General features: G+C 63.5%; 15 protein-coding genes and 1 pseudogene. 5 read left to right on the forward strand and 11 right to left on the reverse strand.

The window, feature by feature from the left end; translation table 11 throughout:
- Positions 1-96: 96 nt before the first annotated feature.
- The 9 genes and pseudogenes from IQ35_RS18855 to IQ35_RS18895 all read right to left on the reverse strand — a co-directional run.
- Positions 97-1,353, reverse strand: a pseudogene (locus tag IQ35_RS18855) (VirB4 family type IV secretion/conjugal transfer ATPase); the annotation flags it as partial.
- The gene (locus IQ35_RS18860; protein WP_007683398.1) at positions 1,340-1,690 is read right to left on the reverse strand and encodes a VirB3 family type IV secretion system protein; all 351 of its coding nucleotides are present in this window, start codon (positions 1,688-1,690) and stop codon (positions 1,340-1,342) included. The gene IQ35_RS18860 and the pseudogene IQ35_RS18855, both read right to left, overlap by 14 nt.
- The gene (locus IQ35_RS18865; RefSeq protein WP_007683396.1) at positions 1,687-2,025 is read right to left on the reverse strand and encodes a TrbC/VirB2 family protein; all 339 of its coding nucleotides are present in this window, start codon (positions 2,023-2,025) and stop codon (positions 1,687-1,689) included. Before IQ35_RS18865 ends, IQ35_RS18860 begins: the two co-directional genes overlap by 4 nt.
- A complete protein-coding gene (locus IQ35_RS18870) occupies positions 2,022-2,687 on the reverse strand; it encodes a lytic transglycosylase domain-containing protein (protein ID WP_007683393.1) in 666 nt (221 codons plus the stop codon). Before IQ35_RS18870 ends, IQ35_RS18865 begins: the two co-directional genes overlap by 4 nt.
- Positions 2,684-3,022, reverse strand: coding sequence for a hypothetical protein (locus tag IQ35_RS18875; protein WP_009823965.1), 339 nt, complete (start codon positions 3,020-3,022; stop codon positions 2,684-2,686). Before IQ35_RS18875 ends, IQ35_RS18870 begins: the two co-directional genes overlap by 4 nt.
- Positions 3,023-3,085: 63 nt before the next feature.
- Entirely contained in the window at positions 3,086-4,018 is a 933-nt protein-coding gene (locus tag IQ35_RS18880; RefSeq protein ID WP_007683389.1) for a phytanoyl-CoA dioxygenase family protein, read from the reverse strand.
- 11 nt (positions 4,019-4,029) lie between these two features.
- Complete coding sequence (locus IQ35_RS18885) at positions 4,030-4,641, reverse strand: acyl-homoserine-lactone synthase (RefSeq protein ID WP_007683387.1); 612 nt, start codon at positions 4,639-4,641, stop codon at positions 4,030-4,032.
- A gap of 74 nt (positions 4,642-4,715) precedes the next feature.
- Positions 4,716-5,393, reverse strand: coding sequence for a LuxR family transcriptional regulator (locus tag IQ35_RS18890; protein ID WP_229742691.1), 678 nt, complete (start codon positions 5,391-5,393; stop codon positions 4,716-4,718).
- 82 nt (positions 5,394-5,475) lie between these two features.
- The gene (locus tag IQ35_RS18895; protein ID WP_007683383.1) at positions 5,476-6,237 is read right to left on the reverse strand and encodes a helix-turn-helix transcriptional regulator; all 762 of its coding nucleotides are present in this window, start codon (positions 6,235-6,237) and stop codon (positions 5,476-5,478) included.
- A gap of 221 nt (positions 6,238-6,458) precedes the next feature.
- On the opposite strand from IQ35_RS18895, the gene IQ35_RS18900 reads away from it, so the two are divergent.
- Positions 6,459-7,028, forward strand: coding sequence for a hypothetical protein (locus IQ35_RS18900; RefSeq protein WP_013039076.1), 570 nt, complete (start codon positions 6,459-6,461; stop codon positions 7,026-7,028).
- Here the strand turns inward: IQ35_RS18900 and IQ35_RS18905 are convergent.
- Together IQ35_RS18905 and IQ35_RS18910 are read right to left on the reverse strand one after the other, a co-directional pair.
- Positions 6,963-7,817, reverse strand: a complete 855-nt coding sequence (locus tag IQ35_RS18905; RefSeq protein ID WP_007683381.1) for a methyltransferase family protein — start codon at positions 7,815-7,817, stop codon at positions 6,963-6,965. The genes IQ35_RS18900 and IQ35_RS18905 overlap by 66 nt on opposite strands.
- Entirely contained in the window at positions 7,814-8,077 is a 264-nt protein-coding gene (locus tag IQ35_RS18910; RefSeq protein ID WP_007683380.1) for a DUF2933 domain-containing protein, read from the reverse strand. Before IQ35_RS18910 ends, IQ35_RS18905 begins: the two co-directional genes overlap by 4 nt.
- A 252-nt stretch (positions 8,078-8,329) precedes the next feature.
- On the opposite strand from IQ35_RS18910, the gene IQ35_RS18915 reads away from it, so the two are divergent.
- The 4 genes from IQ35_RS18915 to IQ35_RS18935 all read left to right on the forward strand — a co-directional run bounded on the left by IQ35_RS18915 (position 8,330) and on the right by IQ35_RS18935 (position 13,416).
- Positions 8,330-9,778 (forward strand): MBL fold/beta-CASP domain-containing RNA metallo-hydrolase, encoded by a 1,449-nt coding sequence (locus tag IQ35_RS18915; protein WP_013849921.1) that lies wholly within the window; start codon positions 8,330-8,332, stop codon positions 9,776-9,778.
- Entirely contained in the window at positions 9,775-11,313 is a 1,539-nt protein-coding gene (locus IQ35_RS18920; protein ID WP_007683378.1) for a thymidine phosphorylase family protein, read from the forward strand. Before IQ35_RS18915 ends, IQ35_RS18920 begins: the two co-directional genes overlap by 4 nt.
- The gene (locus tag IQ35_RS18925) at positions 11,310-12,218 is read left to right on the forward strand and encodes a ribose-phosphate pyrophosphokinase (RefSeq protein ID WP_009823969.1); all 909 of its coding nucleotides are present in this window, start codon (positions 11,310-11,312) and stop codon (positions 12,216-12,218) included. Before IQ35_RS18920 ends, IQ35_RS18925 begins: the two co-directional genes overlap by 4 nt.
- A 562-nt stretch (positions 12,219-12,780) precedes the next feature.
- A complete protein-coding gene (locus IQ35_RS18935; protein WP_007683376.1) occupies positions 12,781-13,416 on the forward strand; it encodes a response regulator transcription factor in 636 nt (211 codons plus the stop codon).
- Positions 13,417-13,440 lie beyond the last annotated feature (24 nt).

Raw genomic sequence — 13,440 nt, forward strand, 5'->3', positions numbered from 1 at the left:
CCTCCGACCAATCAGCCAGAGGGAAGTCAAAACATGGGTCACTTCTCAGTGGAAACTTATGCCCCTCCCGGGTCAACTCTCAGTGGAAATCAACAAATGATTTCCGCTCGGCCGGCCTGCGGGGTAGGTATGAAAAGGTGCCAATGCGGCGAAATTCCGCGATGTGATTGCCGCCGGCCGCGCCCGCCACGCGAAGTTACCGGGAAGCTGAGCCCAGAAGGCTGCTTCGAGCGCCGGCCCTTCCCTCGCTGATACCAAACCAGCGTCCGCGAGCGCCGCCCGCGCGGCCGACAGATTATCGGCGAGTCGCCTCTGGCTTTCGGCAAACACCCCAAGCGAGAAATGATGTTCGCCAAGGACGAACCGATTGCTTTGAAGATCGTCGGCGGCGTCTTCGAGGTCGAGCGCCTGGCTTGCTGCCGCGTCCTCGGTCGAAGCCATCTGGTTCTGTCGCCGGCGCAGCCTTTCGGCTGCGCGCGCCTTCCCCATGAAGGTGAAGGACTGCGAGACGACGAACGCGAAATCCTGGCCGAGCAGAGCGTTCATCTGACCGGGACGGGTGAGCGCGGGATATTCCCGGATGCCGAAAATGCCCAACCAGCGGCTCGCATCATGGGCGCGGATCTCGACCGTCTCGCGTCCGAAGATCACCCGCTCGCCGTAGAGGGCTGATCCAAGATGGCCTCGGACCAGCGGGACCTTGGCCTTTGCGCCCATCATGACTTGCTCGAGCACTTCGAGCGGCCTGGAGAATAGGAGGCCATTCTGCTCATAAAGAGCGAGCCGCGCGGGGCTGCACCGCCGAAGCAGCTTTTCGATATCGCGCGCCTTCTCCTCGAAGCGGGCCAACTCGTCGGGGTCGACTTCCTCATCGGCCGCCCTGGCCTTGGCGATGCGCTTGAGGAGAAGCCCGGTCCGATCGGCCGAGCCGACCGCCGGCCGCATGATCAGCGTCAGATAATGCTCGTTGACGAACATGCGCTTGGCAGTCACCCGCGCGCGATATTTTTCGTCCAGATCGGCCGCGAAGTCCGAGCGGAATTGGCCTTCGGGATAGTCATCGACCGGGCGGCGAACGATGTGCGTCCAGAGCGCGAGCCGATCGTCGGCAATGTTGCGCCAGGTGCCGTTGAGCTTCTCGTGCCAGTCATTGAGGTGGATCGGATCCGCGGTCTCGAACGCAAGCCCTTCAAGGCGGAACATCATCATGAGGTCGCCGCTATCGAGCGCGATCACCTCCGATGTCACGTGGCGCACGTAGGGCAGATAGCGACCCGGCTCGGCCTCTTGCCGCAATATGCGCCACGGCGTCTTGCGCGGCGGAAGCTGGGCAGCCGCGCTAGCCACGCGCAAAGCCCTTGCGTTTCAGCCCGGCAACCGGGAGCGGCGAATAGGAACTGCCGCCCCACCAGGCGCGGTTCCGGCTGCGCGCCTTGGTCATGGTCCACAGCCACAGCAGCCGGAAGGCATTGGCATCGTGCCGCACGATGAGCCGCGCCACGGCAAGACAGGCGCCTCCGATGGCGCCGGCATAGAGCGGGTTGCCGCTGACGATCAAAGTGAGACAGGCGGCAAGCGCGATCGGCAACGAGGCTTCGAGCGGCACGCCGAGCCACATCGTCGGCCGCGTGACCGCCAGGAACAGCGTCTCCTCGCGCAGCCGCTCGTCCAGGGCGGCGCTCTCCTTCACGCACCACCTGTGATGGTGTCGACGATCCACTGCGCACTGAAGACGATGAAGATGCCAACGATGACCGTCACCAGAAGGCCGAGGCTGGCGCGCCCGGTGAAAAACATGAACCCAACGATCACGACCGCGATCACCGCGATGGTCTTGGCGAAGGTCCCGGTGAGCCAGGTCTTGATGTTCTCCGCCATGGACGTGATGCCGTCGGCACCTTGCGCGTGTGCAGGATCGCTCAGCAGCATCGAGACAAGCAGCGCCAATGCCATCACGCCGATGACGCGCAGCAGAAGTCGCGCCCATTGGGGCCGTCCGCCCGGGTGGGCGGTGATTGCTGTCATGGATGCTGTCCTTTCTGAGATGCGGCCCCGTCGCCGAACACCATGAGCGAGGCCTGGCTCGCCCTCGCCGCTGTATTCCACCCAGCTGCGGCCGGTGGCGAAACAGGGGTGTCGGGTGGCGGAGCGAAGGTGGGCAGAGATTGAGGAATCGCTGGTGCGGCAGCCACCGGCGCCGTGCCACGGATCAGCGGAATGACGGCCGACGCGCTGGCATAGACCCTGGCGACATAGCCATTGCGAAAGCCGCGCTGCCGGTCGCCGGTATTGTACATCGACAGGGCGGTCGCGATCGCATGATCCCGGCTCGGGGCAAGGCGCGCGACCGCCTGGTAGTTGGTCGCGAGGACACGCGCGGCGGCGGCCAGATTGGAGCAGGGTTCGAACGCATTTTCGACCGAAAGCCCCAGCCAGCCGAGATTGGCGCTGTTAATCTGTCCCAGGCCGAGATCGATGTTGTAGCCTCGACCAATCAGGCTGCGCGCCGCAGCGATTGCCTGCGCCTTGGTCGCGGGCTTTGGCGCGCGCACGCCGGGACTATTGACCCCGATTGCGAGACTGTTGAACCGGCTCTCCGTGTGGACGATCGAAATGAGCGTCTCAGGCGCCACCGTCGGTGCGCAAGCTCCTGCAAGCGAAAGAAGGGTGGCGACATCGAGGATCATCGGCGGCCGCCGTCCAAACGCTCGATGCCGGCCAGCGAGAAGGTCTGGCTGCGGCCGTCGTTGAACGTGATGACCACCCGGCGGCGAGTTGTGGAATCGCGATCATAGACCTTCGTGCGGGCGACGCCGCCGCTACAGCCGGGAAAGGCGCCGCCGGTGGCCAAGCGTTGCCATAGCTTGGTCATCGGCGACACGCATTGCGCGTATTGGGTCGCGCCACCGGGATTGGAAAGACACAGGAGAACCTGGCAGCCCAGGTCATTCGCCGCTGCCGGTGCGCTTGGAAGGGCTGTGGCGAGGGCGAGCATCGCCATGCCGAATATTGCACGTTGCATCGGGTCTTCCCCCGCGAGAGACAGCTCCCGCGTCGGGAAATGCCGTCAGCTATCCGTTGGATTTCACCTCTCTTTTGTTCCGACCGCGCTCGATTTCGGCAATCCCCCTAGCCGGGGGGGGAGTTGATCGGTTTGCTGCCGCAGGAATTCGGACAGAGCGCCTTCCTGGTCGGGCCGGAGAGCATCGATTGCGGCGAGATGGTCTGGCGGATCGCCGCCGAGCAGGATGGACGGGCACTGCCCGTCATAATTGCCGAGATTGGGGCGGTGCTGCTGGTAGCCGACCAGCGCGGCAAGCTCGGGATAGAATGCGCTGGCCACCTCGGGCGGATAGGTCAGCCACTGGTTCTCATAGGGCTTCAGCCAGCCGAGGCAGTAGCTGACGATGATGCCTCGGCGCACCGCGTTTGAACGATTCGCGCCGGCGCCATGGAGGGTCGATCCCAGGAATATGATCGCCGATCCCGGATCCGCTTCGATGGCGACCGGCTCCGCGCCGTCGTCGCCCTGCCCGCCATTGTGGCTCCCCGGCCAGACCAGCGTCGCCCCATTTTCGGCCTTGAACGGCGAAATCGGCCACATGACGTTGACGAGATATTCGAGCTCGCCGGTCGGACCGCGCCACATGTCCTGATCCCGGTGCGGAAATTGCGCTGGCGCCCCCGGGTGCAGCTCGAGCGCTTGCGTGAGGTTGAGCTGGACCGTGTCGCACCAGGGCTCGAGGATAGCGTGGACGAGGCGCATGACGGCAGGGTTTTGGACAAGACTTTCAACCGTCGGCGCGCGCTTCAGCAGGCCACCGAAGCGTTTTGTCCGAGGGCCGTAGAATCCGCCCTGGCAGAAAGGCGTGGCGGCAAAACGCGGATGGAGGGATCGATTGATCTCCTCGATGCGTGACCGAGACTCGACATCCCGCAGGATGCAGAAGCCGTGCTGCCGCAGATTTTCGTCGGCTTTGGTCGCGGCGGAGACGCCGCGCCGTGCGATCGTGGCCATGATCGCCCTCCTCATGCTGCGGCGGGAAGATCGGCAAGGCCGACAGGGCGGAAAATGCCGCTCGCGCGCAGCTGCTCGCGCGTTCGGTCGTCCACATCGATTTGCAAGGCGACGAGACTTCGCCCTTGCTCGGACGTGGGAAGACCCAATGGTCGGCAAGTCCAGCCGAAACCCAGGATCTGCTGGAACCACGGCCACTCGGCGACCCCGGTGAAGCTGTGGATCTGGTTGGCGAGGGCATATTCGACGAGCGCGGTGACCAGCTGATTGCGCAGCTCGAGACGCTCCCGGGCGCGCAATTTTCGCGCAAGGCAAAAGCGGGTGATTTCCAGGATAGCACTGCCGCGCGGCGGCGCTTCCTCGCAAAGATCCGGGAAGATCGTGCCGAGAATATGCTCGTGCGTGGTCGGCAGAAGCCGTGCGGAGGCCCGGTGTTCCCCGTCGTCCCCGGTAACAACGATGTAGACGGCGCGATCATTGTCGAACTGATCGATCTCGTAGCGACCGGCGATGACCGGAACGTCCCAGCGAAGAAGATCGACGAAGACCCGCTTGCGCTCCTCGAACATGGAGCGAAACAGGCGGTGTTCCATGGCTTGCGAAAAGCCGGTCCCGATGTGCATGACAGCCTCCTTTTGGTGAGGCCTGTCAGTCGATCAGAGGCGGCTTTTTTGCGTTATCCCCAGTTCTGGGGAGATCATCGGCCGAACACATCGGCAAAGCTGATTTGCCCTTCGAACAAGGCGCGAATGGCGAGGAGGGTGCGCTTGGTGACGCCATAGCGGTCGCGCGCATCCTTCACATGCTGGATCACCGTTTCCTGGCCGATGCCGAGGATCTGGCTGATCTCCCAATCGGTCTTGCCCCGCGCGACCAGCGCCACGCATTCGGCCTGCCTTTCGGTCAGGCTCGGGCATTCGGATTGCGGCGCGTGGATCCGGGAAATCTTGCGTGCCGCTTCGAACGCGAAGCTGCCGACGAGCTGCACGAACGGCAGCTGCCGATGGTCGAGCATCTCGCCCGCCGCCATCGCGAAGGAACAGGATCCATTGAGCTCGCCAGGAATATGGGCCGGAACGGTGAAGCCGTCGCCCAGCCCGGCCTCGTAGGCTTCTGCCAGGATCGAGCGATCGGCGGCCGTCAGAGAGATGATCGACTGAACCGCCGACCAGGCAAAGCCCACATTGGTGCGATGGCTGGCGCGGTGGATCGGGTCGCTCGCATAGAGGCGTCTCGCCTGGAAGCGCTCCACCCAGTCTTGCGGATAGTCGACGATGTGGACCGAGCGAACCGCAGGCTTCAGGTCGACATGATGGACCAGGGCATAGTGCCGAAAGCCCATGGCCTTCGTGATTTCGGCCATCAGGTCAGACAAGGCCGTAGCGTCCTTGATCGCGCCAGCGACAGCGCAGAAATCCTGAACTTGCCCAAGCCCGATCATCATATGGCCGGCGAGATCAGAGCAGCGCTTCCATGTTGAGATGACCATCGCGAACCGCGCGCAGCACCAGCTGCGTGCGTCGTCGCACGCCATAACGCCTGCGGGCCGATTCAACATATTCGTGCACGGTATCGCGGCTGAGGCCGAGGATCTGGCCGATCTCCCAGTCGCTTTTGCCTTGCGCGACGAGCGCGATGCATTCGACCTGGCGAGGACTGAGAGGGACGCAGGCCAATGGCCCTGCCCTTTCGCCAAGCAGCTCGCGCGCCCGATCATAAGCGACCGAGCCGAGCAGACGGGCGGTCAGAACCTCTTCTGCACTCAGCGGCTCGTCGCGTGATCGGGCCGCAGTGAAGATCGCCTCGGGCTCGCCCGGGGTCCGGATCGGCAAACTGTAGCCCGATGCAAGGTCATGATCCCGGGCGCGGTCAAGGATGCCTCGCTGGCGCGGCGTGAGCTCCAGCACGTCGCCGACACGGTCCCAGGCCAGTCCAGAGGGCGTACGTGCGCAGGCCGCATGGATGGGATCTTCGAGATAATGGCGCTCTTCGAGCACTTCCTCGAGCCAGGCCGACGGATAGGTTGTGAGGAACAGGCTTTGCTCGTCGCCGCGCCGAAGGTCGATATTGTGAAGCAGCGTGAACCAGCGGAAGCCAAGATCGCGCACGGCGGCATCGATCGTGCCATGCAGATCGCCAAGGGTTTCAGCACGCTGACAGTCCGTCGCAAAGCGCGTGAGATCATCAAGGCGGCCGCAGTCTTTTATCCTGTTCGCCATAGGCGACGGAAGCTCGTTCGCGAGGAGACGGCTCGTCCACACCTAAGCGGCGAGCGCCATGATTATCAGGATGAGTTGAGAACGATTCGCAACAATCTACGATTAGAATGGATCGCCTATGACACTTTATCCGCCGGCAAAGTGTCATAGCTGACAACCCGTCTGTGGCCGCCGATTTGGGATTCACATTGATCCTGCTTTGTGCTTGATTCCATCATGTTATGTTTCATGCAGGCAAGCCTCTTGAACCCTCCATTGGCTGTGATGTCGCGGCCGTGCTCGAGACGCTGGCGACCGTATCGAGCCGGCCCCGTTATGCCTTCATGCTGCTCAACCTGATCGCCCAGGTGGCGGGGCCAGATGGAAGCGCCGGTCCCTGGGTCAGGCGGAACGATGGGCTCGTTTCCCTGCGCGATTGGCTATGCGACGCATTGACCCCGATGGCCCAGCGTGGTCCGCGCAGCATTACGCTGGCCGAGCGGGTCGAGAGCGACCTCGCTAGAAACGGACTGCTCCCCGGCGATCCGGAGAAAAGGCGCGGCGTGATCGCGGAGGAAATGCGGGCACGCATTCGCACAGCCGGCAAGAGTAATCTCAGTCGCGCCGTTTCCGAACTGGTGAATGCAGGCCTGCTCCGCCGACATTATCAGGGCTATCGCGTCGACCATCGGAACCGTGGCGGCCAGCGCCACGCCGTCTATACCTTGATCGGCGATGCTCTGCGTCTAGTGCCGGGCATCAGCTCCACACCGAATCTGCCCGTGCAAGGCGAACTTGCCCTCCCAAGATGATTGCGCAGTCGAACCGGGATTGCTGCAGTAGTGTGCTGTGAGGTCGGGTAACGATGTCCGAATAATAAGGCCAGTCAGAACGTCAGCATTGACCTTGCCGGCAATTACATCAGCCATTCCCGTCAAGGATCGCCATGGCCTTCTTCGACGCGAATGGATTGTCAGATTCGGAATGAAGCCGGGCACGCGAGCCATATAATCGCGGTAAACCTCGCCGAAGTTGGCTAGCGCCTCCTTTTCCTCATGCCGAGCCAGCCGAATATACATCACGACGAGCACCGGAAACATAGCAAGGGTCAAAAGGGTCGGCCATTGTAGCAAAAAGCCGAGCATGACGAGAATGAAGCCGACATATTGCGGGTGCCGGATCCGGGCATAAATCCCAGTAAGGGCCAATTGGTGTTTGCGCTGACTCAAGTGAAGGGCCGTCCATGCAACCGAGATCAGCCAGTAACCCACGCCGATCAGCACAAAGCTGGCGATGTGGAATGGACCGTAATGGGGATTAACTCGCCAGCCGAACATCATCTCCAGGAGATGTCCAGCATCGTGGCTCCACCAGTCGACAGCGGGGAAATACGACTGGAGCCACCCCGAAAGCACGAAGATCGTGAGCGGGAAGCCATACATTTCCGCGAAGAGCGCTATGATGAAAGCGCTGAACGCCCCCAAACTGCGCCAGTCTCGTTTAGTTGCCGGCTTGAAGAAGCTGAACGCAAAGAGGATGAAAACGGCGGCGTTAACCAGCGCGAGCCCCCACAGACCATAGCCATAGTCGGCGTGCGTCATCGCGACTCTCCTTCGATGCGGCCGTTGGGATTGGCCGGTAAGCCGGCGGGTGCCTGACCGGGCTCATGGCCATGCTGATGCCCACCATGGCCGCGGTGCATGAACAGGTGCATGAGCGGGCAGGCGAGCAGGATGAGATAGGGCAGCACACCCAGGAAGTGCGCGGTATGCTCGGTGAGGAGGAAGAAGCTAGCGACGAGCAGGAAGCCGATCAGAACGATCTTGCCGCGCTTGCGCATGCGATGGTCATGTTCGCCCATATGCCGTCCTCTTCTGGTCAACGTCCGGGCAGCATAGGCTCGAGTCCAAGGAGCAAGGTATAAGTAGAGACCGAAGTCCCCCGGGCATCGCGCAGGCATGGGTAAGGCGATCGATGGGATCGGCCATCGGCGTTCGGGCGACGCAGCTGTCGGGGAGCAGCAGTCGTGCTGCGGATTTTGCGTATAGGCGTGCGGCGTCCGCGAACCAATGCTGCGCTCACGAACATAATCGTGAGAGGCAGGCCCGCGTCCATGCAAAAGAGAAAGAAACGGCACCATTCCCGCGTGACCATCTTCGAGCGTGAAGCAAGGATCGATCTGGCCAAGCGCCCGGCCGATGGTCTCGGCGTTGCCTTTCTCGGCGCATCGGGAACGGTCACAGGGTCGCGTTATCTGGTGGACGATGGTGAAACTCAGATCGTGGTCGATTCCGGCCTGTTTCAGGGACCCAGGGATCTGCGCCGCCTTAATTGGGCATCGATCCCACCCGAAGTCGCGGATGTCGGCCAGGTGCTGCTGACCCACGCCCATCTCGATCACTCGGGCGCACTACCGCGCATGGCGCGCCTGGGCTGGGACGGGACCGTCCTTGCCACGCGGGCGACCGCGGCCCTGTGCGAGCTCCTTCTTCCCGACAGCGGCCATCTGCAGGAAAAGGATGCGGAGTTCGCCAACCAGCACGGCTTCTCCAGGCACCAGCCGGCGCTGCCCCTCTACACCCAGGCCGACGCGCGTCTGGCATTGCAGCTCTTCCGCCCGATCGAGTTCGGAGCGTGGCATGCAGTCACGGACGGCATCAGGGTGCGCTACCATCGCGCCGGCCACATCCTCGGCGCGGCGTCGATCGAGATCGACTGGAAGGGGCGGACAATCCTCTTCTCAGGCGATATCGGCCGTTACGGCGATGCGGTGATGAAGGATCCCGAGCCGCCCGCGCGCGCCGACTATGTCCTGGTGGAATCGACCTATGGCGATCGGCGCCACGAGCAGGTCGATCCGACAAAGACGCTTGGAGATCATGTCGAGCGATGCGTCGAGAGAGGCGGGACGGTGGTGATCCCGGCCTTCGCCGTGGGACGGGTTCAGTCGCTTCTCTATCATTTCTCGCGTCTGCGCGCGCAGGGACGCCTCCGCGACATCCCGATCTTCCTCGACAGCCCGATGGCGATCAACGCGAGCGGGCTGATGTGCGATTTCATGGACGAGCATCGCCTGGCTCGCGCCGAGTGCGAAGCGGCGTGCAGCGTCGCGCACTATGTGCGCGAAGTGGAGGAATCCAAGGAACTCACCGCCAACCCCACCCCCAAGGTCATCATCTCGGCCAGTGGAATGGCAACGGGCGGCCGCGTGCTCCACCATCTCAAGCGCTTCGCGCCGGATGGGAAGAACCTCATCCTCTTCTCGGGCTTCCAGGCGGCGGGCACCCGCGGCGCCGCCATGATCGGCGGCGCCCGGACGATCAAGATCCACGGCGAGTATATCCCGGTCGAAGCCGAGGTCGCCAACCTGACGATGCTCTCGGCGCATGCCGACAGCGACGAACTCATGCGCTGGCTCGGGTCGCTGCACGAGGCCCCGCGCCACGTCTATGTCACCCATGGCGAGCCGACCGGCGCCCAGGTCCTGGCGAAGCGTGTCTCGGAGGAACTGGGTTGGGCATGCAGCGTACCGGCGCTGGGTAGCTGGGGCATGCTCGCGTGAAGCCCGGGATCATCGAGGACGCCGAAGCAGAGCCTGTCGCGACGACGCTGCGGGCACGCCGCATCGGCCTGTCGGCTGCCGGAAGCGATCTGATCGCGGTCATGCGCCACGACTGTCCCGTCTGCCGCTCGGAAGGTCTTGCGTCCCGCGCGCAGGTCGCGCTGCGCGCCGGCGGGCGGGAAATCGTCGTCTCGCTGCTGCACAGCTCCGCGGAGACTCCAGCGCCCGGCGAGATCGGCCTCTCCGAATCCGCATGGCAGCGGCTCGGCGTCAGCGATGGCGATCCGGTCGAGATCGCGCACGCCCAGCCTCTCGCCTCGCTCGCCGAAGTGCGTCGGCGCATCTATGGCAATCGTCTCAGTGACGGGGCTTTTTCAGCGATCATCACCGACATCGCCGAGCGACGCTATAGCGATGTCCATCTCTCGGCGTTCGTCACGGCCTGCTCAGCGGTCCCGCTCGATACGGACGAAACGATCAGCCTGACCAGGGCGATGGTCGATGTCGGCGAGCGATTGCAGTGGCCCGGAACGGTCATCGTCGACAAGCATAGCGTCGGTGGCTTGCCGGGCAATCGCACCACGCCGATCATCGTCTCGATCATGGCCGCGGAGGGCCTGATCATGCCCAAGACATCGTCGCGGGCGATCACCTCACCGGCCGGCACGGCGGACACGATGGAGGTGCTGGCACCTGTCGACCTCGACGTTTCCGCAATCCGCAAGGTGGTCGAGCGCGAAGGCGGCTGCATCGCCTGGGGCGGCGCCGTCAACCTCAGCCCTGCCGACGATGTGATCATCGGCGTGGAACGGGTGCTCGATATCGATGCCGTCGGGCAGATGGTCGCCTCGGTGCTGTCCAAGAAAATCGCGGCCGGTGCGACCCATCTGGTCATCGACATCCCGGTCGGGCCGACCGCCAAGGTACGCGGCGCCGATGCCGCCGACACGCTCGAGCGGGCGCTGAGCTCTGTCGCCCAAGCCTTCGGGCTTCGCACGCGCGTGATGCGCGGCCCCGGCGCCGAGCCGATCGGACGGGGCATCGGTCCGGCGCTCGAGGCGCAGGATATCCTTGCCGTGCTCCAGGGGCAGCCGGGCGCCGAGGATCTCGCCCACCGGGCCTGCGAGCTGGCGGGAGGACTGCTTGAGCTCGCGGACGCAGCCCCGGCCCGCGAAGGTTATGCGCGTGCGCGGGCGTGCCTCGAAAGCGGCCGGGCCTGGGCCAAGTTCCAACGTATCTGCGAAGCGCAGGGCGGCATGCGGGCTCCACCGGTCGCCCGGTTCCAACAGGATATGATCGCTCCCTATAGCGGCCGCCTGGTGAGTATCGACAATCGCAAGCTCGCGACGGTCGCGAAGCTTGCCGGCGCGCCGATGGCCAAGGCCGCCGGCGTCGCGCTGCAGTGTCGGCTGAACCAGATGGTGGATGCCGGGGCTCCCTTGTGTAGCATTCATGCCGAGAGCCCGGGCGAGCTCGACTATGCGGCGGCCTATGCGGTGAGCGACGGGCCGATCTTCGGGATTGAAGCGCTATGAACCGTCCCGTGCTGTTCGCGCTGTCTGGCAGCGAGGCCCTGGCACAGCCGCTATCCGCCGCGCTCGATGCAGAGGTCGGCACGATCGAGCATCGTCAGTTTCCTGACGGGGAAACCTATCTCAGGGTCGGAAACGACGTCAGCGACCGCGAGGTCATCCTGCTGTCCAGTCTCGATCATCCGGACGCCAAGCTGTTGCCGCTGCTGTTCGCAGCCGACACCGCGCGCGATCTTGGCGCTCGCAGGATCGGGCTCGTCGCCCCTTACCTCGCTTACATGCGCCAGGACATACGCTTCCATGCCGGCGAGGCGGTGACGTCGCGAACCTTTGCTGCGATCCTGTCTCGCCATCTCGACTGGCTGGTGACGGTCGATCCGCATCTCCATCGCTACCATGAATTGTCGGAAATCTACCGCATCCCAACCCAGGTTGTTCATGCCGCGCCGTTTTTGGCCTCGTGGATCAAGCGCAATGTCGCTCGCCCGCTGATCATCGGTCCGGACCTGGAAAGCGAACAGTGGGTCTCGCAGGTGGCGGCCGATGCCGATGCTCCGTTTCTCGTGTGCGAGAAAATCCGATCCGGCGACCGTCACGTCACCATCTCGATTCCGAATGCCCCAGCGTTTCTCGATCGCCAGCCGGTGCTGGTCGACGATATCGCCTCATCCGGTCGGACCCTCACCGAGGCGGCGCGCCAACTGGTCGGCATGGGGTTCGCGCGACCGGATTGCGTGGTCGTGCATCCGCTTTTTGCCGGCGATGCAGCGCAGGTTCTGGGTGGGCTTGTCGAAAGGATCGTCAGCACGAACGCGGTTGCACATGCGTCGAATGATATAGACGTCATGCCAGCGATCGCGGAGGCCGTTCGCCACCGGATTGAATGGCGTGCTGCGCGTCAGTTCTAAGACGGAAATGAACGCCCGGCAAACGCTGTGCGCGTCCTCATCCATTGACCCTAAACGAGTCCGAACCAATCTCCTGAGATCTCCCTTTCGGAGAAAATCGCGGCAGGGAAGGAGGATATGTCGTGTCGCACACACGCTCGTTCATCGATCCCCTCGACGTTGCTGGGCACCTGAAGCTTGAGCCCGAAGTAAAGCGCGCCACCCTGCTATCCTGGGCGTCCGATCGCGCAGCCGTCAAGGGCCAACCCGCCCCCCTCGCCCGCCGGGCGCCAGTAACCCGCTGCCGGTCGACGATGTGATGGAAGCGTAGCGATGGCTCGATCGCGCCGAGGGCGGCGCGGGCAACTCGCATGCATCGTCCGGAGCAGAGACCCGGCAATGAGCCGCAGCGACCGCGGCATTGGTGTGAGCGGAGTAGCCGAACCCTCACAGTTTCGCTGTCCTTCGCCGTTTTGCCTCGCCAAATTTTTACTCTTGACCTGGGACCATAGTCCAACGTGCAGAGAAGTATCCCTTGAAGCGCTGCCCTCGCGGCACTGCGTATTGATCGATCTCGGGGGCTATGGGGAACAAGCGCGTCGTGCATATCGTCGATGACGAAGAGACAATACGAAAAGCACTAAGTTTCACGTTGCGGACCGCAGGGTTTGCCGTAGAAGCCTACGCTTCGGGGCCGGAGTTTCTGTTGAGCGCAGAGGACGCCGAGAAAGGCTGCGTGGTTCTCGACATGCACATGCCCGACATGGACGGCCTGCAGGTTCAGGCGGAGCTGACGCGACGCGGTATCGACATGCCCGTCGTGGTGCTGACGGGCAATGGCGATCCTACGCTCGCCGTACAGGCGATGAAGGCGGGCGCTGCCGACTTTCTCGCCAAACCGGTCGAGAAGGCCGCATTGCTCGGCGCGATCGACCGCGGCTTCAGCTGGCTTGAGAGTATAGCCCGTCGTGCCTCCGAACAGGCCGACGCTCTTTCGAAAGCCGCGAGACTGACGCAGCGCGAACGGGCCGTTCTGAGAGGAATTTCGCGAGGCTATCCAAATAGCCTTATCGCAGATGAACTCGGCGTCACGTCGCGCACGGTCGAGCTGCATCGGGCCAGTCTGATGATCAAACTCAACGCGCAAAGCCTGCCCGACCTGTTGCGGATCGCTTTCGCCGTCGACCTGCACGAATCGACCGAAAACGGGCACCCCTAAAATTCTCGGCCGTGCGATGCCGGA

Source organism: Sphingobium wenxiniae (assembly GCF_007830065.1).
GTDB classification, from domain to species: Bacteria; Pseudomonadota; Alphaproteobacteria; order Sphingomonadales; family Sphingomonadaceae; genus Sphingobium; species Sphingobium wenxiniae.

Coding starts and splice junctions, on each gene's coding strand:
- IQ35_RS18865 (WP_007683396.1), bottom strand. CDS start 2,025: ATGACAGCAATCACCGCCCACCCGGGCGGACGGCCCCAATGGGCGCGA.
- IQ35_RS18870 (WP_007683393.1), bottom strand. CDS start 2,687: ATGATCCTCGATGTCGCCACCCTTCTTTCGCTTGCAGGAGCTTGCGCA.
- IQ35_RS18875 (WP_009823965.1), bottom strand. CDS start 3,022: ATGCAACGTGCAATATTCGGCATGGCGATGCTCGCCCTCGCCACAGCC.
- IQ35_RS18880 (WP_007683389.1), bottom strand. CDS start 4,018: ATGGCCACGATCGCACGGCGCGGCGTCTCCGCCGCGACCAAAGCCGAC.
- IQ35_RS18885 (WP_007683387.1), bottom strand. CDS start 4,641: ATGCACATCGGGACCGGCTTTTCGCAAGCCATGGAACACCGCCTGTTT.
- IQ35_RS18895 (WP_007683383.1), bottom strand. CDS start 6,237: ATGGCGAACAGGATAAAAGACTGCGGCCGCCTTGATGATCTCACGCGC.
- IQ35_RS18900 (WP_013039076.1), top strand. CDS start 6,459: ATGTTTCATGCAGGCAAGCCTCTTGAACCCTCCATTGGCTGTGATGTC.
- IQ35_RS18905 (WP_007683381.1), bottom strand. CDS start 7,817: ATGACGCACGCCGACTATGGCTATGGTCTGTGGGGGCTCGCGCTGGTT.
- IQ35_RS18910 (WP_007683380.1), bottom strand. CDS start 8,077: ATGGGCGAACATGACCATCGCATGCGCAAGCGCGGCAAGATCGTTCTG.
- IQ35_RS18915 (WP_013849921.1), top strand. CDS start 8,330: ATGCAAAAGAGAAAGAAACGGCACCATTCCCGCGTGACCATCTTCGAG.
- IQ35_RS18925 (WP_009823969.1), top strand. CDS start 11,310: ATGAACCGTCCCGTGCTGTTCGCGCTGTCTGGCAGCGAGGCCCTGGCA.
- IQ35_RS18935 (WP_007683376.1), top strand. CDS start 12,781: ATGGGGAACAAGCGCGTCGTGCATATCGTCGATGACGAAGAGACAATA.